Source organism: Gluconobacter sp. R75690 (genome assembly GCF_015244525.1).
GTDB classification, from domain to species: Bacteria; Pseudomonadota; Alphaproteobacteria; order Acetobacterales; family Acetobacteraceae; genus Gluconobacter; species Gluconobacter potus.
On the sequence record NZ_JABCQB010000019.1, the window covers coordinates 1 to 25,922 of the forward strand.

Genomic DNA, 25,922 nt, shown 5'->3' on the forward strand with positions numbered 1-25,922 from the left:
ATCCGTCAGATCGCCTCGTGCCATGCCTGTTCTCTCTGCTCCTTACCCCACAGGCAGGAAGTGAATCAGATCTCAGGCAGATCGTATAGATCTTTTGTCAACGTGACCTAGGAAGTAGGATTGTCCGGGACGTTGCGGGATCTCACGGGATCTAAAACGGTGCTTTCCTGGGATCGGTATGCAATTCGCCCGGAAACAGAGTGATTGATCCAATCCGCCCTTACCAATGAGGTTTAGGCGACATGGACAAACAGTCTGGAACCGGAACTGGCGTTTAGGCTTCTTGGCTCAGTACCGTTTTAAGGAGCGTTTTAAACCGTCTTAAAACATTCTCACCGGATGCTTCGCCTGAAACACTGATCATCGGTATGAGCCGTAACGGCGGGACATGATCGGGTCAGCCCCGGGATCGTTCTGCACAGTCACTGCTTCATCGTGATCCCGTTGACGCGCTCCCTGAAGCCGGGATCACTCCTCAGGGCGAAGCCTGCGGTCTTGTCATACAATCCCTGCCGGAGTTCGCGTAGCAGATCTTCAGCTCCCTCAGTGCCCGTCTTCACGGCCCAGGCGGTGGCCTGAGGGGAAACCATGCGTGTGGGCCTGCCATGTAATCAGGAAACCAACGGCGGCGAGACCTGCCACAGCCCAAGGGAACGAGGCTGCTCCCCAGATATCCAGCATGATCCCGCCCAGCAGGCCGCCGCCCGCGATGGCGCTGTTCCAGGCGACGACATTCATCGACAGGGCGACATCCGCACCATCACCGGCCGCGTCCGCGAGGGCGGTCTGAAGCAACGTCGCAGCACCACCGAAAGTCAGGCCCCATATCGCCACACCGACCAGGATCACCGCAGGCGATGCGGATCCGATGGCAAACACACCTGCGACAGCGGCGAAAATGGCGAGACTGGCCAGAACGGACAGGCGCAGGGCATGATCAACCGTGCGGCTGGTCAGCCAGATGCCGGCAAGGGCGGCGAGACCGAAAAGCAGCAGGATGCGATCGGCCTGTCCCGCCAGTCCGGTGGGTGCGATGAACGGCACGATATAGGTGTAGAGCACATTGTGCGCGAGCATCCATGCCATCACGACGCCCAGGACAGATCGCACACCGGGCGTTCGCAGGACATGCCCGAACGGCAGGCGCTCATGATGCGCCAGGCCGGGAAAATCAGGCACTTTCGCCAGAACCCAGACGATCAGCAACAACGTCGAGGCCGACATGACCCCGAAGGCCAGTCTCCATCCTACGGCAGCGCCCAGCCATGTTCCCGCCGGGACGCCCAGCGAGAGCGCGATTGGCGTGCCGACCATGGCGATGGCCAGGGCGCGTCCCTGCTGGGAACGTGTCACCATCCGGCGCGCATAGCCCGCCAGCAGGGCCCAGGCGAGCCCGGCCGCCGCACCGGCGCCATAGCGGGCCACAAGGGTCAGACCGTAATGCGCTGAAAATGCCGTGACGGAATTGAAGACCACAAAGCCGATGATTGCCAGCAGCAGGACCCGCCGTCGCGGCCATCGCTGCGTGGCGAGTGTCAGCGGGATCGCGGCACTCAGGGAGCCCAGGGCATACGCCGTGACCATCTGTCCTGCCAGCGCGGGGGAAACGTGTAGCCCGGCCCCGATCTGGGGCAGCAGACCGGCCGGGAGGGTTTCGGTCATGATGCAGATGAAGCCGGTCATGGCCAGTGCGAGCAGGCCGGAGACAGGCAGTCCGTCATCGGGGCTTTGGCGGGGGGATGTCGTCTCGGGGGTCATGCGGCTCTCATATATGGATCGATTGGTACATATATGAGAGCCGCAAAATCTTGGCAATCACTTCTGGATCACTTAATATGGAAGTCTTTTCAGAAGGAGCGGCATCATGGCGCGGACAGGGCGTCCTCGGGAGTTTGACAGGGACAGGGCCATTGACGCCGCCATGGCGCTGTTCTGGTCGCAGGGCTACGAACCGACGTCCCTGACGCAGCTCAAATCCTGTATGGGCAATATTTCGCCTGCGAGTTTCTATGCCGCCTTCGGCTCCAAGGAAGCCCTGTTCCGTGAAGTCGTGCAGCATTATCTGGCGACTTACGGGCAGGTCATGGCGCCTCTGGGGGATGAAAGTCTGGCACCGCGCGATGCGATCGAACGGACGCTGCGCGGTTCGGCGCGCATGCAGTCGGCCCGGACGCATCCCTGCGGCTGTCTGATCGTCGCAGGTGCCAGCAACTGCTCGCCCGAAAACGAACCCGTCCAGGCGCTGCTCGCCGAAGAGCGGCAGCGGACACGCGCCGGATTCAGGGCCTGCGTGAAACGCGCCATTGCCAGCGGGGAACTGCGGGATTGCGCGGCAACACAGGTGCTGCCCGATATTTTCACGACCTTCCTGCATGGCATGACCTGCGAAGCCCGGGACGGGGTGACGTCGGACAATCTGGATGCGGCCATCACCTCTCTCCTCACGCTGTGGGATGCCAGTGCCGTGATGTCCGGAACAGGAAAACACCCGAAAAATTCCTGACGCCTTGCGGCAATCGCAGGTGCCGGAGTTCCATAATCCTTTTCCGTATCGTCCGATCCATAATTCCTTGACGCTATCCTGTGCACATATTATGGACTGATCGATACGGAAATTGAATTCCGGAACATATCGCCGCACTCGGCCAGGGAATCCGGTTATGAGCAGACAGGACATTGCCTTCGTCACGGGGGCCAATCGTGGCATTGGATACAGTATCGCCAAGCATCTGATCGCCTCGGGCATCGACGTGATCGGGACCTATCACTCCAATGAAGACGAGGCGAAAGCGGCAGAAGCCGCGCTGGGCGGTGAGAGCGCGAAACTGCGGATGCTTCGGCTGGATATTGCGGACCATGCGTCGTTCGCGGCGTTTGCCGGGCAGGTCGAAGCGCTTCTCTCCCGTGAGTTCGGACAGCAGACGCTGCGTTATGTGGTGCAGAACGCGGGCAACATCATTCACACCCGTTTCGATGCCGCGACGTCAGAGCAACTCGACAACCAGTACAACATCCATTTCAAGGGCCCCTATCTGCTGACGGTGGCCCTTCTGCCCCTGATCCGGAATGGCGGGCGTATTCTCAACATCACCTCTGCCGCGACCCGTTTTTATCTGACGGATCATGGTCCCTATTCGGCCATGAAAGCCGCGACCGAAGTCATTTCGCTCTACATGGCGAAAGAGCTGGGGGAGCGCGGGATTACCGTCAATGCCGTCGCACCTGGCGCGGTCGCATCGGATTTCGGCGGGGGGCTGGTTCGCGACGATGCCACGGTCAACAAAAGCCTCGCAGAGATCACGCCGCTGGGACGTGTCGGACAACCCGATGATATCGGAGCCGCGGTCCGGGCCCTTCTGTCCGACGACATGGGCTGGGTGAATGGTCAGCGCATCGAAGTGACGGGAGGGCAGTCGCTATGATGGCCGGACAGATACGATCGGGAGACGCGTCATGATCCATGTGATGGCCAGCAGCGTTCTTCCTGCCTCCGTTTCGTCCGTCTGGGGGCTGATCCGGGATTTCGGCGCTCTTGGGAACTGGTTGCCAGGTGTGAAAAGCTGCGTAATCGAGGGCGATGAGGCCGGTGACCGGGTGGGCGCGATCCGCCGTCTTGAAATGGGCGACGTTGGTGTGATCCGGGAACAGCTTCTCGCATTGTCCGACGTGGATCATGCGGTGACCTTCTCGATTATTGAATCTGCCCTGCCGATTGGGAACTATCGGTCGACGATCAGCCTTCTTCCCATAACGGATGGCGACCGCACGTTCATTCAGTGGCGGGGGCAGTTCGAGGCGCCCGTCGAACATGCCGCCAGTATGGAGGCCCGGATGCCGACACATATCTATCAGCCAGCCTTCGACAGACTGGCAGAAATTCTGGCCTCACGGGAGACGCAGTCATGAGTGCTTTTGAGGACAGAACCGTCCTCGTGCTCGGTGGCAGCCGCGGGATCGGGGCCGCCATCGTGCGTCGTTTTGCTTTGGACGGAGCGAAAGTCCTCTTCACGTATTTGTCTTCCCCGGACGATGCCGAAGTTCTGGCGGCTGAGACCGGAAGTGAAGCCCTGCATGCCGATAGTGGCGACCGTGACGCTCTCATCGCGCTGATCGGCTCACTTGGTCCTCTCGACGTTCTGGTCGTCAATTCCGGCATTCTTGGCGCGGGCGATCCGCTGGATATCCCCCCGGATGACATTGACCGGCTGTTTCGCATCAATATCCATGCGCCTTACCATGCAGCCGTTGCTGCCGCCCGGACCATGCCGGACGGGGGCCGCATCATCTTCATCGGCTCCGCCAATGCCGACCGTATGCCGATGGCCGGGCTTGCGGCCTACAGCACCAGCAAGTCCGCGCTACAAGGCATGACCCGGGGGCTGGCGCGGGATTTTGGCGCACGCGGAATCACCGTCAATGTCGTCCAGCCCGGACCGACCGATACCGACATGAACCCTGCAGAGGGTCCGCTGAAGGACGTGATGCATGGTTTCATGGCCATCAAACGCCATGCCAGGGGCTCGGAGATCGCGGGGCTGGTGGCGTATCTTGCCGGACCCGAGGCCGGCATCATCACGGGCGCTGCATACAACATCGATGGTGGCTTCGCAGCCTGACGGAATGGCTGCTTTCCCCTGCTGGAAACAAGGACCGAGGACCATGACCAATTCAGCTTCCACTGCCTCCCGATCCGGCACATTCAGGATCGGTGGCGATCTCGAGATTAACCGGCTTGGTTTCGGTGCCATGCGCATTACGGGGCCGGGGATATGGGGGCCGCCCGCCGATCATGATGAGGCCATCCGCACGCTAAGACGTCTTCCCGAACTCGGCGTCAACTTCATCGACACGGCGGATTCCTACGGACCGGATGTCTCGGAATGGCTCATCCGTGAGGCGCTGCATCCGTATCCCGAGGGGCTCGTGATCGCGACAAAGGGCGGTCTGACCCGTTCGGGACCGGATATCTGGAAGCCGGTCGGGCGGCCGGAATATCTGCTCCAGCAGGTGCATAAGAGCCTGCGCAATCTCGGTGTTGAACAGCTCGATCTGTGGCAGTTGCACCGGATCGACCCTAAAGTGCCGGCAGACGAGCAGTTCGATGCGATCAGATCCTTCATCGACCAGCAACTGATCCGTCATGCGGGGCTGAGCGAGGTTTCCGTCGATGACATCAAGGCGGCGTCAAAGTTCTTTGACGTGGCGACCGTCCAGAACCGCTACAATCTCGTCGATCGCACCAGTGAAGACGTGCTCGATTATTGCGCGGCACAAAACATCGGCTTCATCCCGTGGTTTCCGCTTGCAGCCGGTGATCTTGCGAAGCCGGGGTCGATTCTCGATGTCATGGCCCGGAAATATGAGGCTCACCCGAGCCAGATCGCACTGGCCTGGATCCTGAAACGCAGCCCGGTGATGCTGCCAATTCCGGGCACGTCCAGGGTCGCCCATCTGGAACAGAATGTAGCCGCCGCCGGCATCATACTCTCCGACGAGGACTTCGCGGCCCTGGATGCGGAAGGCCGCCAGGCGTTCCGCTCCACACCGTAGGAGAGCGCTTGCGGAAAGTTACAGACCCAGCGCCGAAAGGCCGGGATGGTTGTCTGGACGTCTCGTTTCAGACCAGTGGAACAGGCGGCTGGCGGCTGAAATGGGCTGGTCGTTGATGGACGCGGCGCGGTAACGCATCAGCCCGTTTTCATCGAACTCCCAGTTCTCGTTTCCATGGGATCTGAACCACTGCCCGGACACATCCCGCCATTCATACGCAAAGCGCACCGCGATCCGGTTATCCCGAAAAGCCCAGAGTTCCTTGATGAGCCGATAGTCCTGCTCGCGCTGCCATTTCCGCGTCAGGAACGTCACGATTTCTTCCCGCCCCCGGATGAAGTCCGAGCGATTGCGCCACTGGCTGTCGGGCGTATAGGCCAGCGACACTTTTTCAGGGTCCTGGGTATTCCAGGCGTCTTCCGCGAGACGGACCTTCTGGACAGCGGTTTCGGCATTGAAGGGGGGGAAAGGGGGTCGGGACATTGGGAAATTCCGCCTCTGGTTCGGGAATGGATCACGGGCTGACCCGGTGCCTGTCAGTGTTTTCCACAAGAGCATTTGACGAAAGGACAATGATCCCTCATTTCAGGTCATGCCCATACGGATCGGTCTCCTGCTTTATCCCGACTTCCAGCTGCTCGACGCAGCCGGCGTCACTGCGGCTTTCGAAATCGCCGGGACGCTGGGGGAGGCTGCGTATGAGACAACAGCCGTCTCCCGGCATGGCGGGCTGGTCCGGTCGTCTTCGGGCATGGCGCTCGAAACTATCTCGCTCGCGAAGGCTGGCTTCTTCGACACGCTCGTCGTCGTTGGGGGCAAGGGTCATGCAACGGCCATGGACTGCCCGGAGTTGCAGGGTTTTATCCGCCATCACGCCGGCACGGCACGGCGGATCTGCAGCGTGTGTACGGGCGCTTTCCTGCTGGCGGCGGCCGGGTTGCTTGATGGACGTCGGGCAACCACGCACTGGCAACAGGCGGGAGCCCTGAAAGCACGGTTTCCCGGAATCAGGGTCTCGGCAGATGCCATTCATGTCCAGGATGGCCCGGTCTGGACATCGGCCGGCATCAGCGCCGGTATTGATATGGCGCTGGCGCTGGTGAGCGAGGATCTCGGGACGGAGATCGGGCGTCGTACGGCGCAGCAGATGGTGGTATTCTATCACCGTCCCGGTGGGCAGTCCCAGTTCTCGGCCCTGCTGGAAATGGGCAGCACCCAGGACCGCTTTTCAGGGCTTCTGGGGTGGATCCGGTCCAACCTTCAGCAGCGCCTGACCGTGGACGTTCTCGCCAGTCAGGTCGGCATGAGCCCGCGGAATTTTTCACGCAGTTTCCGGGTTTCGGTGGGCATGAGTCCTGCCAGAGCGGTTGAGAAACTGCGTCTGGAAGCCGCGAGGGAACGGGTCGAGCAATCCACGCTTCCCATTGAAGCCATTGCCGTCATGACCGGCTTTCATGATCCAGAGCGGATGCGCCGCGCCTTCCTGCGCGAGTTTCACCAGCCGCCTCAGGCTGTCCGGCGGAATGCTGCGGACAATTTAGGCTGAAACACTCTCGCATCGTCAGCGTTTGGCAGAAATCTGCCGACCTTTTGCAAAAAACTTTCGACGAAAATAGTAACCACGCAGCCAATTCTACGTTGCGCTTTAAATGGATTGCTTCGGCAGCTCCAAAAAGCATGTAATCTGTTATTATATTTATAAAAATAATAACGGAAATTATAGATCCGAATTTTATTTTCCGAAAATCACAGAAAATACAGCCTACCCGTTCTCCGATGCTTCCTACCTCAAGGACCTGCAGATATGGCCAAGTTTTTCGGAAAAAATTCCCGGGATTCGTTTCGGATTCATTCCGGAAAGATCATCCGCTCTGATCTTTTCAGTGAAGACCGGCTTCTGCAGCATTCCCAGAGCCTGGCGGAAATTCATGGCGATATTCTGCTCGCCACGCAGAACAACATTTTACCGAACCGGCTGAATGACAATGCCAGGGTTCTTCTTGAGGCTAACATCCTTTTATCTCAGGCCTCTGAAAATGGTGAGCAGATTACTCCGGCAGGCGGGTGGCTGATTGATAATTATTACCTGATGGATGCACAGATACAGACCATCCGGTTTGATCTTCCACCGGGATATTACAAAGACCTCCCCGAGCTTTCCAGCGGGCCTTTTGCCGGTCTGCCAAGGGTCTTCGAGATCGCCTGGGCTCTTGTGGCGCATACGGACAGCCATATCGAGCCGAAGACACTCTGCCAGTTCCTGCGCGCCTATCAGGACCGCAGGCCTCTGCTGATCAGGGAGCTCTGGGCCATTCCGACCCAGATCAAGATCGTCCTGATCGAGAATCTCCGGCGGGTGGCGGACAGGATCTGCCAGAATCTTCAGGAACAGAAGGCGGCCAATGCGCTTGCCAATACAGTGTTCCTTGATGCCCAGGCCAGCAATACGAAAATTCTTAAAACCCTTTCCAGAATCAACACGCAGACACTGGGCCCGGCGTTTCTTGTCCAGTTCGCGCATCGCCTGAAGGGGCACGACCCGCAGAAAGACCCGGCTTTCCTGTGGCTGGAAGGGATATTGCAGGAAAAAGGGATAACTCTGGAGCAGATCGTTCATGAAGAGTTGCAGGAACAGAGCGCCCTGAATGCGACCATTCGCAACATCATTACAAGTATGCGGCTGATCACCACTCTGGACTGGAGCAGTATTTTTGAAAGCATAAGCGCGGTCAGCCAGATCCTGTATCGTCATGCCGGCTTTTCGGACATGGATCCTGCGACCCGGAACCTGTACAGCAAGGCCATCGAGGCCCTGGCGAAAGGGTCCGGGCATGCGGAATGTGACATTGCGAACCGGGTAACGGCTCTTGCCGCGATGGCGGCCAATGAGGAAAATCCCGATCCGCGACGCGCCGATCCGGGCTATTATCTTCTGGCGGAAGGACGACCGGGATTTGAAGCGGAACTGAAATTCCGCGCCCCGCTGAGGGTGCAGATCGGGCAGATCTGCCGTCGGCTCGGCATCACGGGATACAGCCTGGGCGTTACGTTACTGACGCTTCTTCTGCTGTCAGCCTTCCTGTCCATCATGAACGGCAACCTGTCGGGCCGGGCGGCGTGCGCGCTGATTGTTCTGGGCTTTATTCCAGCCACGGATGCCGTTGTGGCGGGTGTGAACCGCTTCCTGATGTGGGCCATCCGGGTCTCGGAACTTCCTGCGCTGGAACTCAAGGACGGCGTTCCCGCGCATCTGCGGACCATGGTTGTCGTCCCGACCCTTCTGACGAAGCGTTCCTCCATTCTGGAAATGGTGAACCGCCTGGAGAAGCATTATCTTTCCAGCCGGGATGGCGAGATCTATTTCGCCCTTCTGACGGACTGGACGGACTCATCCACGGAAAGCCGGAAAGGTGATCAGGACCTGCTGGCGGTGGCGAGGCGGGAAGTCGCCCGCCTGAACCAGACTTATGGCGCGGGTCCTGCGGGGCCGCGATTTCTGCTCCTGCATCGCAGGCGGCAGTGGAGTGCCAGCGAAGAAAAATGGATCGGGTGGGAGCGCAAGCGCGGCAAGCTGCATGAACTGAACCGTCTGCTCCGCGGAGCGACGGATACCAGTTTTTTCAGCCTGTCCGGGCAGAATATTCCGCAGGATGTCCGGTATGTCGTGACAGTGGATTCCGACACACGGCTGCCGCATGAGGTTGTCAGGCGTCTCGTCGGGAAAATCGCCCATCCACTCAATAATGCGCAGTTCGATCCGAACGAAGGGCGCGTCACGGAGGGCTATGCGGTTCTTCAGCCGCGTGTCACGCCCTCTCTGCCGGAAGCACGGCAGAGCACTCTGTTCCAGAGGGTTTTTTCAAGTCCCAACGGGATAGAGCCTTACACGGCGGCCGTCTCCGACCTGTATCAGGACATGTTTGCCGAGGGGTCCTTTGCCGGAAAAGGCATTTACGAAATCGACACGTTCGAAGCGGCGCTGGCAGGGCGCGTTCCAGATGGGACGCTCCTGAGCCACGATCTGTTCGAGGGCGTTTTTGCCCGGGCCGGTCTGGTGACGGATATCGAGGTCATCGAGGAATATCCAACCGATTATCTGGTTTCGGTTACGCGCCTCAACCGCTGGGTCCGCGGGGACTGGCAGCTTCTGCCGTGGATTTTCTCATGGATGGGCCGTTTGCCGACCATCCGGATCAAAACCAACCCACTCACGGGAATTGCGCGCTGGAAGATGCTGGACAATCTGCGCCGCAGCCTTTCGGCCCCCATGGCCATCGGAGCGCTCTTCGCAGGCTGGTTCCTCGGGTTTCATAATGCCCTGGTGTGGAGCCTGTGCATTGTCTCGACCCTCGTCATTCCAGCGTCCCTGCCGCTTCTGGTGGATATCATCCGGCGCAGACGCGGGGAGACGTTCCGCAGCTATTTTTCCCTTCTGACGGTCGATCTTCAGCGCACGGCCCTGACCACGGCGCTGTGCTTCGCGTTTCTGGCCGATCAGGCCTGCCTTGCGGGCGATGCAATCAGCCGGACACTGGCCCGTGTTTTCGTGACCCGCAAGCATCTTCTGCAATGGGTTACGGCAGCCCAGGCAGCCGAAGCGCCGCGCGAGCAGATCCAGGGCTATTTCCGCCAGATGAGTGGAGCTGTCCTGATCGGCCTGCTGGCAGCAGGCGTCATGGTTGTATCGGCTCCCTGGGTCTGGCTCGTCATTCTGCCTTTTGCGCTGGCCTGGTGCCTGTCGCCGGCGATTGCGTGGAAAGCCAGCCAGTACCGCGCTTCCGCCCGCAGGCTTGAGGCGACCGAGGCCGAGACCGTTTTCATGCGCATGCAGGCCCGGCGCACATGGCGGTATTTCGAGACATTCGTCTCTGCCGCCGATCACATGCTGCCGCCAGACAATTTCCAGGAGACCCCTGCTCCCCTCGTCGCGCACCGGACATCCCCAACCAATATGGGGCTTTATCTTCTGTCCGTTGTTGCGGCCTGCGATTTCGGCTGGATCGGCGTGGCGGATGCCACATCGCGTCTGAGCGCCACGCTCGGGACCATGGCGCAGCTTCCACGGTTCAGGGGGCATTTCTATAACTGGTACAGTACTGCCGATCTTTCCCCGCTGCCGCCCGTTTATGTGTCCACCGTCGATAGTGGCAATCTGGCCGGCCATCTGATCACGCTGGCCTGCGCCTGCGAGGAATGGATCCAGAAAGGCCGGAAATCCGACACCTGGCGGGAGGGCGTGAGTGACGCCCTGAACCTCGCACTCGAACAGGCCACATCGGGAAGCGATGTCTTCCGTTCCTCGGAACTGGCGCAGCTCATAGAGACCGTTCTTCAGGATATGAAGGACGGCCATGCCAGCCAGCTCACGCTCGCCTACAGGGTGCAGATGCTGGTTGGTCAGGCCGAAGAACTTGTGCATCTCCTGCACAGGCGGGCTACGGCAGGGCGCGCAGGGCAGGACATCTCTGCCACGGGTGCGGAGAACCTTCTTTTCTGGCTGCATGCGGCGCAGGACTGCATCCAGAGTGAACGCAAGGATCTCGAAAGCAGTCCCCTGCTCCATGACGAGCTCCACAGGATTGCACAGAGCGCGAGAAACATGGCGCTGGAGATGGAGTTCGGCTTTCTCCGGAACACCGACCGCAAGCTGCTTTCCATCGGCTATGTCGTCAATGAAGGCACGCTGGATGAGAACTGCTACGACCTGCTGGCGTCGGAAGCCCGGCTTGCCGTCTTCTTTGCCATCGCGAAAGGTGACATTCCGGCCTGGGAATGGTTCCGTCTGGGGCGGCCGCTGGCCACCGTGGCGCATGGAGAAGCACTGGTCTCGTGGTCGGGGTCCATGTTCGAATATCTCATGCCGTCCCTGATCATGGCGGCGCCTTTTGACAGCCTTCTGGAAGAGACGAGCCGGCAGATTGTCCGACGTCAGATCGAATACGGGCAGTTCTGCGGTGTGCCCTGGGGGATTTCGGAATCCGCCTATAATGCGCGGGATCTGGATTATAATTACCAGTATTCCGATTTTGGTGTTCCGGGCCTCGGGATGAAACGGGGGCTGGCGCAGAACCTGGTCATTGCGCCTTACGCCACGGCGCTGGCCACCATGGTGGATGCGCATCTGGCCACGGAGAACTTCAAGGCCCTGCAGGCTGCCGGAGCGCAGGGGAGCTACGGATTTTATGAGGCGCTGGACTATACGAAAGCGCGGCTGCAGCCGAACCAGACCGTTGCGGTCATTCATTCCTACATGGCCCATCATCAGGGCATGTCCATCCTCGCCATAGCGGATACGGTCCTGAAAGGGCTTATGCGCTCCCGCTTTCATGCGGAGCCCATGATCGGGGCGACGGAGCTGCTGCTTCAGGAGCGCGCGCCAACAGGCGGCGTCATTACGACACCGCTGAAAGAAGAAGAGACCGCGCCTGCTGCGCTGACCATCCAGTTGCAGTCCGGCGGACGTCATCTTCGCACGGCCGATACGAACACGCCTGTCACGCATCTTCTTTCAAACGGGCGTTACAGCGTGATGCTGACGGCAGCCGGGTCCGGGTACAGCAAATGGGGGGATCAGGCGGTGACGCGATGGCGCCGGGATTCCACTCTCGATAACTGGGGGAGCTATATCTACCTCCAGCGCGCCGGGAGCCCTCACGTCTGGACGGCGGGGTTACAGCCTTCCGGCGTTGAAGCCGAAAGCTGCGATATCGAGTTCCTGGAAGATCGCGCGACCTATACGCGGCAGGACAACAGGCTGACGACGACGCTGGAAGTCCTCGTTTCGGCCGAGGACGACGCCGAGCTTCGTCGCATCTCGGTCCGGAATTCCGGCACGGCCGCAGTGGAAGTTTATGTCACGTCCTATGTGGAACTCGCCCTGTGCCCGCCGGGGATGGACATCAGCCATCCGGCCTTTGCCAAGATGTTTGTGCAGACGGAATATCTTCCCGCCTGCAAGGCGATCATTGCCACGCGGCGCAAAAGAAATCCGTCCGATCCGGAGATCTGGGCCGCGCATCTGGTTGTGGGCGGCAGCGAGCTTTCGATTGAAACCGATCGCTCGCGGTTCATCGGGCGTGGCCGGGATCTGCGGGATCCGATTGCCGTTACGGGGACCGGGCCGCTTTCGGGATCAACCGGAACGGTTCTGGATCCTGTTTTCTCCGCACGCTGCAAGCTGACACTTCCCGCACGTTCCACGCGGCATGTTTCATTCTGGACGATTGTGGCCTCAACCCGCGAAGCCCTCATGCAGAGCATCGTGCGCCATCAGAATGACGCGGATCTCGATCGTGCGCTGACCCTTGCCTGGACGCATGCCCAGGTTCATCTGCGGCATCTCGATATCCAACCCGTCCAGGCGGATTTGTTCCAGCAGCTTGCAGGGCATCTCCTGTTTCCAGGACCGGCTTTGCGCGCATCGGCTGCCCGGATCAAACGCGGGGCTGGCAAACAGGCGGACCTGTGGGGACAGGGGATTTCCGGCGATCTGCCGATCCTGCTGCTGGTTATTGCCGAAAGCGAGGATTTCGACCTCGCGCGGAACATTCTCACGGCCCATGACTATCTGAGTTTCAAAGGGCTGGCTTTTGATCTCGTAATTCTGAACGACCATTCGGCGTCTTATGCGCAGGATCTGCAGCACGCTCTTGAAGCCCTGGTCCGCTCTTCCGGGCAGCCGGGAAGCGTGCGCCTGCTGCGCGGGACGCTCATGCCGGAAACGGTCAGGGAGCTTCTGTTCTCGGTGGCCTGCGTCGTTCTGACGGGCAAGGGTGGGAACCTGCAACATCAGATCACCCGGCTCGAAATGAAGCAGCGCTCGAAAGCCGTGCAGCCCGCCCTGCGTCCCTGCCGCCCCTACCACGGAGCGCAGGAAACGCCTGAACTGCCTGTACTGGAGCTGGCGAACGGATATGGTGGCTTTACGTCTGACGGGCAGGAATATGCCGTCATCATCCGGGGCAGGATCCGCACTCCTGCGCCCTGGGTCAATGTCGTTTCCAGCCCTCATTTCGGTTTTCAGGTCTCTGCGGAAGGCAGCGGTTATACCTGGTCTGAAAACAGCAAGGAGAACCAGCTGACCCCCTGGTCCAATGATCCGGTCGTCAACCCGACCGGAGAGGCGTTTTACCTGTGCGATGAGGAAAGCCGGCAGTTCTGGTCCCCGGTGGCGGCCGTGTGCCCTGACGACAATGCTGTTTATGTCTGCCGGCACGGGCGCGGATACAGCCGGTTCGAGCGCAACGCCAACGAGATTGTCTCGACCCTGCTGCATTATGTGCCGCCTGAAGATCCCATCCGGATTTCCAGACTGAAACTGACCAATACATCCTCGCGGCCCCGGACCCTGAGGGTCACGACCTATACCGAATGGGTGCTCGGACAGTCCCGCAGCACAACGGCACCCTTTGTTTTCACGGAGCAGGACCCGGAATCCAGCGCGCTGTTCGTCAGGAACAGATGGGGCGAGACGTTTGGCGAGCGGGTCGCCTTTGCGGATCTGGCCGGTCAGCAGACGTCCAGCACAGATGACCGGTGCACGTTCATTGGTCCGAACGGCACCCTTTCCGCCCCCAGAGCCATTATCCGGGGTGGACCGCTTGAGGGCATTATCGGGGCCGGCGTTGATCCCTGTGCCGCATTGCAGACTGTCGTCACGCTTGAAGCCGGGGAAAGCGCCGAAATCCTTTTCCTGCTGGGTCAGGGACGGAATGCCGAACACGCCCGCCAGCTAATCCGGCAGTACAGAGCGGCAGATCTCGATGCCGTTCTGGAGGCTGTCCATCGCAGATGGGAGACGGTCACGAAAACCGTGCAGGTCCAGACGCCGGACCGCGCCATGGATATCATGCTCAATGGCTGGCTGCTGTATCAGTCCCTGTCCAGCCGTATCTGGGCCCGGGCGGGTTTCTATCAGGCCAGTGGCGCCTATGGATTCCGGGACCAGCTTCAGGACGGAATGTCTCTCGTTCTGGCGGCTCCGCAGTTGGTCCGGGAGCATTTGCTACGGGCGGCATCCCGACAGTTCCCGGAAGGAGACGTGCAACACTGGTGGCTCCCCCAGAAGGGGAACGGTGTTCGCACGAGGATTTCGGATGACTGTGCCTGGCTTGCCTACACCGTCGCGCAATATGTCCGTGTCAGTGGGGATTCGGCGGTGCTGGATGAGGAAATACCCTTTCTCAGCGCGCCTGTCCTGGCGGATGGGGAACATGAGCGCTTTCTCCAGCCGGAAGTTACGGACGATACGGCCTCTCTTTATACGCACTGCATTCTTGCGCTCGACCATAGTCTGCAGAGAGGCGCGCACGGTCTTCCGCTGATGGGAACCGGAGACTGGAATGACGGCATGAACCGTGTTGGCGAAGCCGGAAAAGGGGAAAGCATCTGGCTGGGATGGTTCACGCATGCGGCATTGTCAGCGTTCCTTCCCCTCGCCCGCGCACGACAGGACACTGAACATGTCGAGAAATGGACCCGGGTCATGACGGAGCTTGAAACCGCTCTGGAAGCCGCATGGGATGGTGCGTGGTATCTTCGGGCCTATTTCGATGACGGAAGCCCTCTGGGCAGTCATGCCAACAGTGAGGGGCGCATCGATGCCATTGCCCAGTCATGGGCCGTGATTTCAGCGGCAGGCTCTCCCGAGCGAGCGCGGCAGGCCATGCAGGCCGTTCAGGAACAGCTTGTTGATCTGAAACAGGAGATCATCATGGTCCTGACGCCCCCCTTCAATACCTCGGAACCAGATCCGGGCTATATCCGGGGCTATCCACCGGGCATTCGGGAAAACGGCGGCCAGTACACGCACGCGGCCCTCTGGACGGTTATGGCGACCGCTCTGCTCGGAGAGGGCGATGCAGCGCATGAGATGTTCTCGACACTCAATCCGATTCATCATTCCCGCGATCGGGAAGCGGCAGACCGTTACAAGGTCGAACCCTATGCGGTTGTTGCAGATGTTTACTCTTCCAGCCCGCATGTCGGGCGGGGTGGCTGGTCCTGGTACACAGGATCGGCAGGATGGATGCAGCGCATCGGAGTTGAGACGTTGCTGGGGATACAGATTGAAAAAAACCAGCTGTTGATGAACCCACGCATTCCTGCAGGATGGCCCGCATATGAAGTGCGCCTGCGCTGGAAAACGTCAGAATATCACATCCGGATAGAAAACCCCGACCATGTCTGCGAGGGGGATCTCTTCATGCGGGTTGACGATGCGCTCGTGGCATTAACCCGGCCAATCGAAATGCAAGATGATGGCCACACACATCATGTAAACCTCGTCCTCAAAAGATCGACACCCCTCGCTTTAGCAGATTGAAAAGGAACTCATGGCGTCAGTTCAAGGGTCATGACTTCAAAGGGCGCAAGACGGATCACGACGGGTGTCTCGACATCTAGGGCCACGGGGACTGGATTTCGCCCAGAGCGCGTGAACATTATAATGCGTCGGCGCATCGTCGGGCAGTTCAAATGCCTGACGGGGTTCAATCAGGATCGCGCGCGGGGCCTGATCTGGATTGCGCAGCGTCAGGAAAGCCTTGTGGGAGTCCAGGCAGCCCAGCCATAGGGCTCAAGCCTGCCCGGATCCCCGCCGATCCAGTGACTGTCCTTGAGGATTTCGGCGTTTGCATGTGCCCATCTGGCCGTTGAGGCAATGACATCCCAGTCGACGCTCTTCAGCAAGCGGGGCGTGATGTAGAGTTCCTGCTCATCCGTGCCGGTTGCAAAGAACGAATGAACCTCATCGGGGAAATCATGGCCGGGGTCATCATTGAGACGCTGGTTTTTCTGCGCATAGATGATGCCGTGCAGCATGAGCGAATTGAGCAGAAAGAGCGGTGCCTTGACGACAATGTTGGCGTAGGTTTCGGCGTCACGATAGGTGATCCAGCGCTACCTTTTTGTTCCAACGCCACGCAGGAAATCGTCTTCCCCATCCCGCCAGATGGAATCTGCGGTCCGCAACCAGAAAGGTGACGGATAAGTACCCGTGGTCAGATTGACGAAGGTATTGGGTTTTGCCCTGTAAATATCGGCAATCAGATGAATTGCAGCATCGAAATCGCTGTTGAAGACACCGCCCGGTACCACCTGATCGGCATTGCCCGTTCCGTCAAATTTGAACTGGTTAATGCAGTTGTTCTGAAGCAGGTCCAGCACGCCCCTGTGAAAGACTGCATAATATTTTGGTCCCGACAGATCGAAACCATCAGCGCGCGTCTCAAGCCCAAGCTTCTTCCCGTTGGCAATCCGGATTTGCTAGGGCTTGCCGTATCCGCCCCCTGGAGAAAGCCACACACCCGGTGCGGCGCCGAATGAACCGGCAGGCAACCCGGCGTTACCTTCTGATGGACAGTTCCAAATTCGGCAGACATGCGACCTTCCGCGTCGGTCACCTGAAAGACATGAGCCATATCCTCACCGATGACGGCCTGCCGCCGGAATGGGCAGAGCGTCTCACGCAAGGCAGCATATCGTTCACATGCGTGCCTTCCGAGAGGAGCGGCACGTAACCCCTCGTCCATGCAGTAAGCTGTAGCAAAAGTGGGGCGCCCTGTCAGGCGGTGCGCTGACCGTTGACCCAGACTTCGGCAACCGCGAAGGAAGCATCGAGGACCGTGAAATCCGCAAGAAGGTCAGGCGTCAGGGCGCCACGGTCATGAAGGCCCAGATATCTCGCCGCGTTGGTACTAACGAGTTTTGCGGCATCCGGCAGGGATGTACCAGCCTGTATGGCGTTGCGCAGGGCCTGATCCAGGGTAAGGATACTGCCCGCCAGAGACCCGCCGGGGAGACGCACCGTGCCATTGCTAATGACGACGTCCTGTCCACCAAGCTGACTGGGGCCTTCCGGGCCACCGGTACCGCGCATGGCGTCCGTCACGAACAGCAGGCGACTGTCCATCAGGCGTGAGGCCAGGCGGAAGCTGGCCGGATGGACGTGGTGTGTGTCGAAGATCATTTCGGCATAGGCGACATCACTGCACATCAGGGCCGTAACGGGGCCAGGTCTGCGGCCTTCGATCGGGGACATGGCGTTGAAGAGATGGGTGGCGCCGATCGTGCCCCCCGCCGCACAGACCATGCAGATGGCGCGCTGGGCTCCGTCGTAATCGGTTGTGGTATGGCCGAGACTGACACGCACTCCCGCTTCGGCGAACTGGCGCATGGCGGTTTCCGCGTGCTCCAGTTCCGGAGCGAGAGTCACAACGCGGACACAGCCCGTACTGATGGCCTCGCTGACCCTGTCAGGGCTTGGCGTAATATTGAAGGGCGGCTGTGCGCCGAGCTTGTGGGGACTGACGAACGGCCCTTCGAGATGGGCGCCATGAATCCGTGGCCCTTTGTCGATCCCGGCCCTGCACACTTCGGCCACGGCATGAAGGGCATTCATCACGTCCCCCCATGGCGCCGTGATGGTGGTGGGGAGGATCGTGGTCGTGCCATGCGCCATGTGAAAGCGCGAGAGCGTCCGGATGGCGTCGGCACCGTCCATCGTATCGGCACCGTCGCCACCATGCACATGGCCATCCACGAAACCGGGCAGAATATAGCGGTTCGGCGCCGCCGCGACGGAATCGATGGCGCGGATATGGGTATCAAAAGTGATGCGGCCGGGAAGGACCCGGTCGGGAAGGACGAGATTGCCGTCGAGATAGTGTGTCATTGGGTCCGATCCAGAGGAAGAAGGCCGGTCTGCCCATAACGACGGGCATAGAAAAGGATCGCAAGATAGGACGGAATGACCAGCAGTGCGAACATGGCCTGAAAACCCACGAAAGGCTTCAGGGCGACATAGATCTGCGGTACGATCGCCCCGCCGCTATAGCCCATGACGATCAGCGCCGAGGCCAGGGGAGTCCAGGGGCCGGCGCCGCGGATGGCAATCGGAAAGATCGTCGGCATCATCATGGCATTGGCGGCGCCGAGCAGCGCGACACAGCCCACCGAGACATATCCGCCGGTCATGAAAGCCATGAGAGTGAGCCCGATGCCGCCGATGCAGGACAGTTCGAGGAAGCGTTCCTGCGTGATGATGCGCGGAACGATGACAAACCCGAGCAGATAGCCGAACAGCATGGCGGCAAGGGTGAGCGACGTGAAGAATTTCGTCTGGCTCAGGGGCAGTCCAAACTGCTGCCCGTAGGTGCCGATGGCATCTCCGGCCATGACCTCGACGCCCACGTAAAGGAACATGGTCAGGATGCCGAAAACCAGATGCGGACGGAAGATCCGGGTGCCGCTCTCCGGAAGGCCGGGGATGGGGGGGGCCTGAAGGTTCGGCAAGGGACAGAACGCCACGCCGACGGATGCCATGAGCAGGAGGACGGCCATGCCCATATAGGGGGCATAAATGGCCTGGACAAAGGCATTGAGAACGGCGTTGCGGGTCGCGGCATCTGGCGCGGACTGTACGCTCTGGGCGACATGGTCGATGTCCCCCATCACAACGGTTGCCAGGACAATCGGTGCGAGGATGCCCGCACATTTGTTGCAGACACCCATGATGGCGATCCGCTGTGCAGCGCGATCCGGCGGCCCGAGAAGGCTGACGAGCGGATTGATGACGACCTGCATCAGCGAAAGCCCGGCCCCCAGGATCAGCAGTCCCGTCAGGGCGCCCCCATAGAGACGCATGGACACAAACTGTCCGAACACGGCTACGCCAAGCGCGCAGAGCAGAAGCGCGCCCGAAAGGCCCCGACGCAGACCGAGGCTGCGCGCCAGAAAGGATGCCGGGATCGAGAAAATGAAATACGACACGTAAAAAACGAGCGGCACCATGAAGGCGGCAACATCTCCGAGCGAGAAGGCAACCCGCACGAAGGAAATGAGTGGCCCGTTCAGCCACGTCACGAACCCCATCAGGAAAAAGATGGCCGCAGCAACGCCCAGCGGCCCCGGCCCATAAGGGGCTGTCAGCGTGCCTGAGGAAGTGGAAGCCTGAAAGCGTGCCATGTCAGGAGGTTTCCATGAGCCGGTGGCCCGGGACGATGAAAAGAAACGGGAAAAAGCCGCAGAACCGGCATACGCACATCTCAGTTGCCAAGGCCCGCATGCTCTAGCGTGGCAGCAAGCCTGTCAATCCAGTCCGCATCCACAGACCAGCCGGCCAGTCTGGCCGCCGAGAGCAGCCCCCCGCCGATGGGGGGAAGGCGCGGCGCAACGGGGGTGCCGCAACTTTCTGAAATGGCTTCGCGCAGGAAGCAGCTCTGAAGGGTTCCGCCCGCATAGCTCCAGGGCAGTTCGGGGCGGCTCAGCTTACGGCGGGCTGTCTGAATATGGGCGGCGAGCTGCGTTGCGGCTTCACGCATCATGCGGATAGCGGCCGGGCAGTCCTGCTCTGCCAGCCGGGCGACAATCCGCGCCAGGGCGGCGACGGCGGAGCGTTCATGCGTCAGGTTGCCGTACCACTCCAGCAGGGCCGGACCGCAGCGCGTGAGGTCGGACGGAAGGTCCAGCGCTTTCTGGAAGGGTTCCAGAAAGGCAATATCCTGCGTGTTGCGGCCATCCAGCAATTCTGTCACCAGACCAAGGGCTTTTCGGCCGATCCAGAAGGCGCTCCCCTCGTCTCCGAACAGCGAACCCCAGCCACCCACCCGGCAATGATGGCCCTGTCCGTCCGTCGCCCAGGCCATGGAGCCGGTTCCCGAAAGCAGCAGCACACCCTTCTGCCCCGCAAAGGCCGCCGTGCAGGCCATGTCCACATCGTTGGTCAGGGACAGCGGGATGTTTGGCAGGGAAGCGCTGATCAGGGCGCGTTGGCGCTGGTTGAGCGTCGAGCTTTCACCGAAACCCGCGAGACCCAGGCCGGCAGCGCGGGTTTCAGGGGGGAGGCGCGCAAACAGGCCCGAGAGGGTTTCACGCCACAGCGGCTGGTCGAATGGATTGGAACCTCCGGCACGACCGATATCGGCAATCGCTCCATCCTGCCGCAGAACGACCAGAAGGGTTTTGCTGCCGCCCCCATCCATCGCTGCAACAAAAGACTGACTCATGGAATATCCTCGCAGATCACCGCTCGAAGACATCAGTATAGACGGTCACCAGGCTTCAGAGGAGCACTACGGGCCAGATTGTTAAAGAGACAAAATAGTGTCGATATCGGAAAAATTTATGGCCCACCGCTGCCCTGGAGGCTGCCCCTCACCGATTTTTTCATACCGGGTGGGCCGGAACTGCTTCAGTGGGCGATCGTCACGACTTTGGTGAGATGACGGGGTGTCAGCGTATCCAGCCCTCTGGAGCGGGCCACATATTCACCCAGCAACTGAAGCACCGGCAGAACCATCAGCGGACGGACATCCGCGCTTTCTCCGATGGAAAGCGAGACCGTACCAGGCCCACCAAGGCCCAGAACCTGCGCGCCCTTCGCCATCAGATCCGCGGCGAGAATACTCTCTTCTTCCAGCGTATCCGGGTGATAGAGAAAGACGACGAGTGAACTCTCATCAATCAGACTGATCGGGCCATGACGGTATTCCAGCGGATGATGGGCTTCCGTCTGGCTCAGGCTCATTTCCTGTAGTTTCAGGGCCCCTTCCCGAGCAATACCGTAAAGCGTTCCCGCTCCCAGAAACACGAAATGGGAACGTCCTTCGATCAGCGACCTGAGGTGGGGATCGGCTTCGGTGAGCAGGGCTTCGGCGGCAGCCACGGTCTGTGTCGCAACAGGAATGCCAGCATAGCGCAGTCCCATCAGGAGCATCAGACTTGCCGAAGCAATCATGACAATTCCTTCTTCGGAATGGGTCTCGGCCACAACGGTTTTATCGGCATTCCGCTCGAGGCTCGTGCTTTCGGCACAGGTAAAAGCTGTGACATACAGGCCATTGTTGCGGCTCTCCACCGCGGCAGCGACAGTCTCAGTAGATTCTCCGCTCCGGGAAAGCGCCAGAATATTCGGGCGGATGCGGGGCGGGACATAATCCTGTGGACGACACGTCCATTCATTGCCCGCTACTGCGCGCGAGAATACATCGTGAGCATTGAGGCTGGCCGCAATGGAATCTGCAATATGAAAAGACGTGCCACACCCGACGACAACCGTAACAATTCTCGGATCAGCTTTGACGCCCCGCATGTCCAGCTTGTTCCAGAGAAAAAACTGTTCGCGGATGCCGCGTTCGGTCGCATTCATGAGCAATGGTCTTTCAGAAAGAAGGCACAGAGCAGCAGACCTGCTTCGCAGAGGGATATCCAGGCCGCTGTGAGGCACGGGAAATCCGAAAGCAGTGGGGCTTTTTCAGGAGAGGAGGCTCTGTGTCATCTATAAAAAACGGCAATACGATCATGTCAACTCATATTCATGATTGAAAATAACGTATTTCGATCATTCTTTGTTTGCTTTTCGAATGAAAGAGGATGTGTGCTTGCCGACCGTACCCCGCAGAGACGTGAGGCAACACTTGCCTGTTTGGGCTGTTGAACACGGCGGAAGTGTTTTCCGCGGAAAGCACCAGAACCTATTTCGGAGTGCTGTTTCATGCCTGATCATATTCTTCCACAGTCCCAGGATCATCAACCAGGGCTCGAGGGCCGGATGCAGCCCAGGGCCATTCATATCCGGCCTGATTATCGCGGAAGCGGTAAGCTTGAGGGAAAGAAGGCCCTGATCAGCGGTGGCGATAGCGGGATCGGACGTGCTGCGGCCATTCATTTTGCCCGTGAAGGTGCGGATGTGGCAATCCTCTACCTGGAGGAACATGAGGATGCACAGGAGACTGTTCGTCTTATTGAGAAGGAAGGGCGCAAGGGGCTGGCCATTGCCGGTGATGTCTCGTCCAGTCAGGTCTGCAATGATGCCGTGGCCCGCACTGTGGATGAACTGGGTGGTCTCGACATCCTCGTGAACAATGCCGGTGTGCAGATTGTCGAAGAAGACATTGAAGCCATCTCTGATGAAGAATGGCAGCGCCATATGGACACCAATATCAACGGTTATTTCTATCTTGTCCGGGCGGCGCTTGCGCATCTGAAGAAGGGGAGCGCCATCGTCAACACGTCGTCCATCAATGCGTTTGCGGGGAACAAGGCGCTTCTGGCCTATTCCACGACCAAGGCGGCGGAGATGGGGATGACGCGGTCTCTTGCGCTTCAGCTGGTGTCGAAGGGGATCCGGGTGAATGCCGTGGCGCCGGGGCCGGTCTGGACGCCGCTTCAGCCAGCGAGCTGGGGTGTCGTTGATCCGCAATCCGTGGCCGATCTGGGTAAGGATACGCCAATGGGGCGCTGTGGGGATCCGGCTGAGCTTGGTCCGGCCTATGTCTATCTGGCGAGCGAGGACGCGTCCTTCGTGACGGGCCAGACGCTGCATGTGAATGGCGGCATGATTATCAACGGCTGAGGACACCTTTTTTGCGGCTGTTCCGCACATCCCGATTTCACCCACGCCCTTTGACCCCGAGCGGGCTGACTTCCCGGTCTTTTTCCTCGACGAAAAGGACGTCCATGTCCGGAATATCGGCATGAGCCGGAATGTGATACTCGGCGAAATTGCGGTTTATGAAGCGGCCGACACGTTCGTCCATCAGGGATTCTTCGTGTAATGCCTGTTGCCATGACCATGGCACCGCGGACCTGACTGGCTGCGGTCTTGGGGTTCATGATGCGACCGGCGGCGACGGCATTGACCAGCCGTGTTACGCGGACGAGGCCGAGTTCCTCATCCACGCGGACCTCGCAGAAAACCGCGCTGTGGGTGAAGCGGGCTTTTCTCATCTGGCTGATGGTGCCGCGCTGGCCCGGCTTTGCGGTTTCCTCGACTTCGAGCCTGCCCTGCTCCGTCAGGGACAGTCTGAGATTTTCGTCTGCGTCCTTATCCTGAAGAAATCCGTCCTGTAGCATTGTGGTATTGTTAGATAGCCCTTCCGTCAGCCAGGCGGAGATGTTTCCGCTTTTGCCCAGCGTCTTGAACAGCTTTTCGCGCAGGCTCTGGCATGCAAACCAGACGGCGGCACCTGCGGAGGCGGCTGTCCATGAGCTGCCTTCCGTCGGGCATTCGGGAAGGGTTGAGTCGCCCAGTTCAATATCGATCATCTCAATGGGGATGCCGAAGGCTTCCGAGGCGCTCTGGGCCAGGATCGTGTAGGTTCCAGTTCCGATGTCGGAGGCCGCAGTTGCGATGTGCAGGCGAAAGGCCAGCGGGTCCATGTTGCAGGCATAGGCCATTTCATCGACGGCTATTTCAAAGAGATTGACGCCCGTGGCGGCTCCGGGAGCACGCATGTCGCTGGAAGTGTAGGTGTCACGCGGGGCGACTTTGTAATCAGCCGTGGCGTTGGGGCATTTGTAGTTGATCAGGCCCCAGATCACGAGATTTTCCATGTTGTGTTCAAAGCGCGACGTGTCCATCACGCCATCGACAATCATGGACTGCAACGTACCGTCCGGCTGGGCGCCGAGTGCGATGTCCATGACGGCTTCCGGACGGAAGACATGGGTGAACATCTGCTGACGTGTCAGGGTGATCCGAACCGAGCGCTTCAGCATTTTTGCGCCCAGCGCTGCGAGAAAGACGTTGTGCTGGGCGCGCAGGCCGGAGCCGAATGCTCCACCGACATAGGGATTGCGCACGCGGACCTGATCTTTGGAAAGAGACAGGGCGCTGCTCAGATAGGCCTATAAGGCCTGCGGGCCCTGTGTCTTGTCCCAGACCGTGAAAGTGCCGTCATCCTCGGCAATGACGATGGTTGCGTGCATCTCCATAGGATTGTGATGCTCAGGGGCGAGGTGATAGCGCCCTTCGATCTTGATCGGGCTGAGGGCATAGGCCTCGGCAGCGTTTCCGCGCGATTTGGGCGGTACGTAATTGCTGCGGGTTTTGCCCAGCATGTATTTCTGGTGCAGGGACGCTAAATTTCTTCATTTTTACCGGGACGACTGTAGATAATGAGAATATCCAGAGCCTGTCTCTGTCGCAGGGATCGGCAGATATTTCGGCACCACTCTATAATGCCGTAGGCGCTCAGTTGAGCGAGACACTGCGCGATCCGTCCCACAAGGCCGGTGATCTTCTGAACCTTGCCTATGGCTCCTATGCGCTGAACCGGAAGCCCGTATCGACAGTGGGGCTATCGGCCACAGCGGCACCCGCAGTTTCGTGTCGTTTTCCTATGAGGGCGCTGACAACTGGCGCGGGTCGGGCCGGACCACACGATATCATGTGGATGGCAAGGCTCTGAAGGAATGGGGACAGGGCAACCGGGCCTCGTTCATCCTCTCCTACAACAGTTCAACGGGATATTATCTGAAGACCCCTTCGATGGCACAATGGAATGCGCTGGGAACGAAGGCCAACTATGCGGCCAGCTTCAAAACTGGTGGGGCATCTTATTACAAATTCGAGGAAAATCAGCGCAATTCACTTATTCTGGGTGCGCCGGTTCATCTGCATCTCACCCAGACCCTGACGGCCGACATCACCCCCTGTTGTGACTATTTCTGGGGTTATGGAGATGGGGGAACCACGCTGCCAACAAGCTATAGCTATGTTGGTAACCAATATACCGGTCCGCTTCAGGTCCCGCAGAGCGGATCGTCCATCATCGGAGCGGCGATTGATACGTTTACTGAACGGAATTCGGGCCTTAACAGCGCTATCCACTGGAAGACGAAGCAGACGGGAACGGCAACATTGCCTCCATGACCGGTTGTTATTCCATTCTGACGCAGGCCGGTATTCCGCTTTCACGGTACAACATCAATTTCGTCCAGCAGACAAATGCTCTTTTCATTAACGATACGTTCAAGGCGCTGAATGATCGTCTGACCATCGAGGCGGGCTTCAAGGAAGCCATGGTCTCACGGATGTCCACTCAGCTCATTCGGGGTGCGAATTACAAGTCGACTGTCAATTATGCGGAGCCGCTGCCGCAATTTGCCGCCAGTTACCGCATCACGCCTCACGACCAGATCTACATCAATGGATCAACAGGCTTCAGGGCACCGTCCTCAATTCTGACGATGGCAGACTATTTCAGCACCTCCACGGGCAAGATCGCGCATAGCCGCGCCAGCAATCTTTCGCCTGAATATTCAATTGGCGAGGAAATCGGATATCGTCATACTGGCCTCGTTAACATTTCGGCAGCGTTGTTCAACTATAATCTGACCAATCGTTAGCTCAACTCTACCGTCTATCTCAACGGTGCGGCAACAACGGCATCCATCAATGCGGGCGGTCAGACGTCCCGGGGGGGGGGGGCGGAGCTAGAGCCAGGTTCTGTTGACAAAAGATGGTAGCCACAACTTGGCTGCGGCGAGGTTGAGAAAGGCGCGGAACGATTTTCTCGTCTGGTCATAGCGGGTTGCGATACGGCGAAACTGCTTCAGCGTGTTGAACATCCGCTCGATACGGTTGCGAT

The 25,922-nt window shown here is 59.4% G+C and carries 20 protein-coding genes and 2 pseudogenes; 11 read left to right on the forward strand and 11 right to left on the reverse strand.

Annotated elements, in window-relative coordinates; genetic code table 11:
- Positions 1-422 precede the first annotated feature (422 nt).
- A complete protein-coding gene (locus HKD27_RS15420; protein ID WP_155723131.1) occupies positions 423-560 on the reverse strand; it encodes a hypothetical protein in 138 nt (45 codons plus the stop codon).
- Entirely contained in the window at positions 544-1,758 is a 1,215-nt protein-coding gene (locus HKD27_RS15425; RefSeq protein WP_194690126.1) for an MFS transporter, read from the reverse strand. Before HKD27_RS15425 ends, HKD27_RS15420 begins: the two co-directional genes overlap by 17 nt.
- 106 nt (positions 1,759-1,864) lie before the next feature.
- Here HKD27_RS15425 and HKD27_RS15430 point away from each other — a divergent pair, with 106 nt between their 5' ends.
- The 5 genes from HKD27_RS15430 (at position 1,865) to HKD27_RS15450 (ending at position 5,550) form a co-directional block, all read left to right on the forward strand.
- Positions 1,865-2,503: a TetR/AcrR family transcriptional regulator gene (locus HKD27_RS15430; RefSeq protein ID WP_194690127.1), complete on the forward strand. Its 639-nt coding sequence runs from the start codon at positions 1,865-1,867 to the stop codon at positions 2,501-2,503.
- Positions 2,504-2,660: 157 nt separating this feature from the next.
- Positions 2,661-3,422 carry an SDR family NAD(P)-dependent oxidoreductase gene (locus HKD27_RS15435; protein ID WP_194690128.1) on the forward strand — a complete coding sequence of 254 codons (762 nt, stop codon included), beginning with the start codon at positions 2,661-2,663 and terminating at the stop codon, positions 3,420-3,422.
- Between the two features lie 31 nt (positions 3,423-3,453).
- The gene (locus HKD27_RS15440) at positions 3,454-3,906 is read left to right on the forward strand and encodes an SRPBCC family protein (protein ID WP_194690129.1); all 453 of its coding nucleotides are present in this window, start codon (positions 3,454-3,456) and stop codon (positions 3,904-3,906) included.
- The gene (bdcA, locus tag HKD27_RS15445; protein ID WP_194690130.1) at positions 3,903-4,616 is read left to right on the forward strand and encodes an SDR family oxidoreductase; all 714 of its coding nucleotides are present in this window, start codon (positions 3,903-3,905) and stop codon (positions 4,614-4,616) included. Before HKD27_RS15440 ends, bdcA begins: the two co-directional genes overlap by 4 nt.
- A gap of 43 nt (positions 4,617-4,659) precedes the next feature.
- Entirely contained in the window at positions 4,660-5,550 is an 891-nt protein-coding gene (locus tag HKD27_RS15450) for an aldo/keto reductase (RefSeq protein ID WP_194690131.1), read from the forward strand.
- An 18-nt stretch (positions 5,551-5,568) separates the two neighbouring features.
- Here HKD27_RS15450 and HKD27_RS15455 read toward each other — a convergent pair whose 3' ends face one another.
- On the reverse strand, positions 5,569-6,033 hold the full coding sequence (locus HKD27_RS15455) for a nuclear transport factor 2 family protein (RefSeq protein WP_194690132.1): 465 nt from the start codon (positions 6,031-6,033) through the stop codon (positions 5,569-5,571).
- A 109-nt stretch (positions 6,034-6,142) separates the two neighbouring features.
- Between HKD27_RS15455 and HKD27_RS15460 the strand changes: the two genes are divergently transcribed.
- Together HKD27_RS15460 and HKD27_RS15465 are read left to right on the forward strand one after the other, a co-directional pair.
- On the forward strand, positions 6,143-7,096 hold the full coding sequence (locus tag HKD27_RS15460) for a GlxA family transcriptional regulator (protein ID WP_194690133.1): 954 nt from the start codon (positions 6,143-6,145) through the stop codon (positions 7,094-7,096).
- Between the two features lie 258 nt (positions 7,097-7,354).
- Positions 7,355-15,874 (forward strand): GH36-type glycosyl hydrolase domain-containing protein, encoded by an 8,520-nt coding sequence (locus tag HKD27_RS15465; protein ID WP_194690134.1) that lies wholly within the window; start codon positions 7,355-7,357, stop codon positions 15,872-15,874.
- Between the two features lie 209 nt (positions 15,875-16,083).
- Here HKD27_RS15465 and HKD27_RS15470 read toward each other — a convergent pair whose 3' ends face one another.
- Positions 16,084-16,371 (reverse strand): hypothetical protein, encoded by a 288-nt coding sequence (locus HKD27_RS15470; RefSeq protein ID WP_194690135.1) that lies wholly within the window; start codon positions 16,369-16,371, stop codon positions 16,084-16,086.
- A gap of 78 nt (positions 16,372-16,449) precedes the next feature.
- The gene (locus HKD27_RS15475) at positions 16,450-16,716 is read right to left on the reverse strand and encodes a hypothetical protein (RefSeq protein WP_194690136.1); all 267 of its coding nucleotides are present in this window, start codon (positions 16,714-16,716) and stop codon (positions 16,450-16,452) included.
- Positions 16,717-16,904: 188 nt separating this feature from the next.
- On the opposite strand from HKD27_RS15475, the gene HKD27_RS15480 reads away from it, so the two are divergent.
- Complete coding sequence (locus HKD27_RS15480; protein WP_231748152.1) at positions 16,905-17,069, forward strand: hypothetical protein; 165 nt, start codon at positions 16,905-16,907, stop codon at positions 17,067-17,069.
- A gap of 44 nt (positions 17,070-17,113) precedes the next feature.
- Here the strand turns inward: HKD27_RS15480 and nagA are convergent, their stop codons facing one another.
- The 4 genes from nagA to HKD27_RS15500 all read right to left on the reverse strand — a co-directional run bounded on the left by nagA (position 17,114) and on the right by HKD27_RS15500 (position 21,697).
- On the reverse strand, positions 17,114-18,223 hold the full coding sequence (nagA, locus tag HKD27_RS15485; RefSeq protein ID WP_194690138.1) for an N-acetylglucosamine-6-phosphate deacetylase: 1,110 nt from the start codon (positions 18,221-18,223) through the stop codon (positions 17,114-17,116).
- Positions 18,220-19,515 (reverse strand): glucose/galactose MFS transporter, encoded by a 1,296-nt coding sequence (gene gluP / locus HKD27_RS15490; RefSeq protein ID WP_194690139.1) that lies wholly within the window; start codon positions 19,513-19,515, stop codon positions 18,220-18,222. The genes nagA and gluP overlap by 4 nt, the downstream gene beginning before the upstream one ends.
- An 80-nt stretch (positions 19,516-19,595) precedes the next feature.
- Entirely contained in the window at positions 19,596-20,555 is a 960-nt protein-coding gene (locus tag HKD27_RS15495) for an N-acetylglucosamine kinase (RefSeq protein WP_228518590.1), read from the reverse strand.
- Positions 20,556-20,740: 185 nt separating this feature from the next.
- Positions 20,741-21,697, reverse strand: coding sequence for an SIS domain-containing protein (locus tag HKD27_RS15500; protein ID WP_194690141.1), 957 nt, complete (start codon positions 21,695-21,697; stop codon positions 20,741-20,743).
- Positions 21,698-22,042: 345 nt separating this feature from the next.
- Here HKD27_RS15500 and HKD27_RS15505 point away from each other — a divergent pair, with 345 nt between their 5' ends.
- Positions 22,043-22,903 (forward strand): glucose 1-dehydrogenase, encoded by an 861-nt coding sequence (locus HKD27_RS15505; protein WP_228518591.1) that lies wholly within the window; start codon positions 22,043-22,045, stop codon positions 22,901-22,903.
- Between the two features lie 12 nt (positions 22,904-22,915).
- On the opposite strand, the pseudogene HKD27_RS16805 reads toward HKD27_RS15505, so the two are convergent.
- Positions 22,916-24,408 (reverse strand): annotated as a pseudogene (locus HKD27_RS16805) (xanthine dehydrogenase family protein molybdopterin-binding subunit); the annotation flags it as partial.
- Positions 24,409-24,658: 250 nt separating this feature from the next.
- Between HKD27_RS16805 and HKD27_RS15515 the strand changes: the two are divergent.
- Positions 24,659-25,204, forward strand: coding sequence for a hypothetical protein (locus tag HKD27_RS15515; protein ID WP_194690142.1), 546 nt, complete (start codon positions 24,659-24,661; stop codon positions 25,202-25,204).
- Positions 25,201-25,680, forward strand: coding sequence for a TonB-dependent receptor (locus HKD27_RS15520; protein WP_194690143.1), 480 nt, complete (start codon positions 25,201-25,203; stop codon positions 25,678-25,680). Before HKD27_RS15515 ends, HKD27_RS15520 begins: the two co-directional genes overlap by 4 nt.
- Before the next feature lie 87 nt (positions 25,681-25,767).
- Here HKD27_RS15520 and HKD27_RS16810 read toward each other — a convergent pair.
- Positions 25,768-25,922 (reverse strand): annotated as a pseudogene (locus tag HKD27_RS16810) (IS5/IS1182 family transposase); the annotation flags it as partial.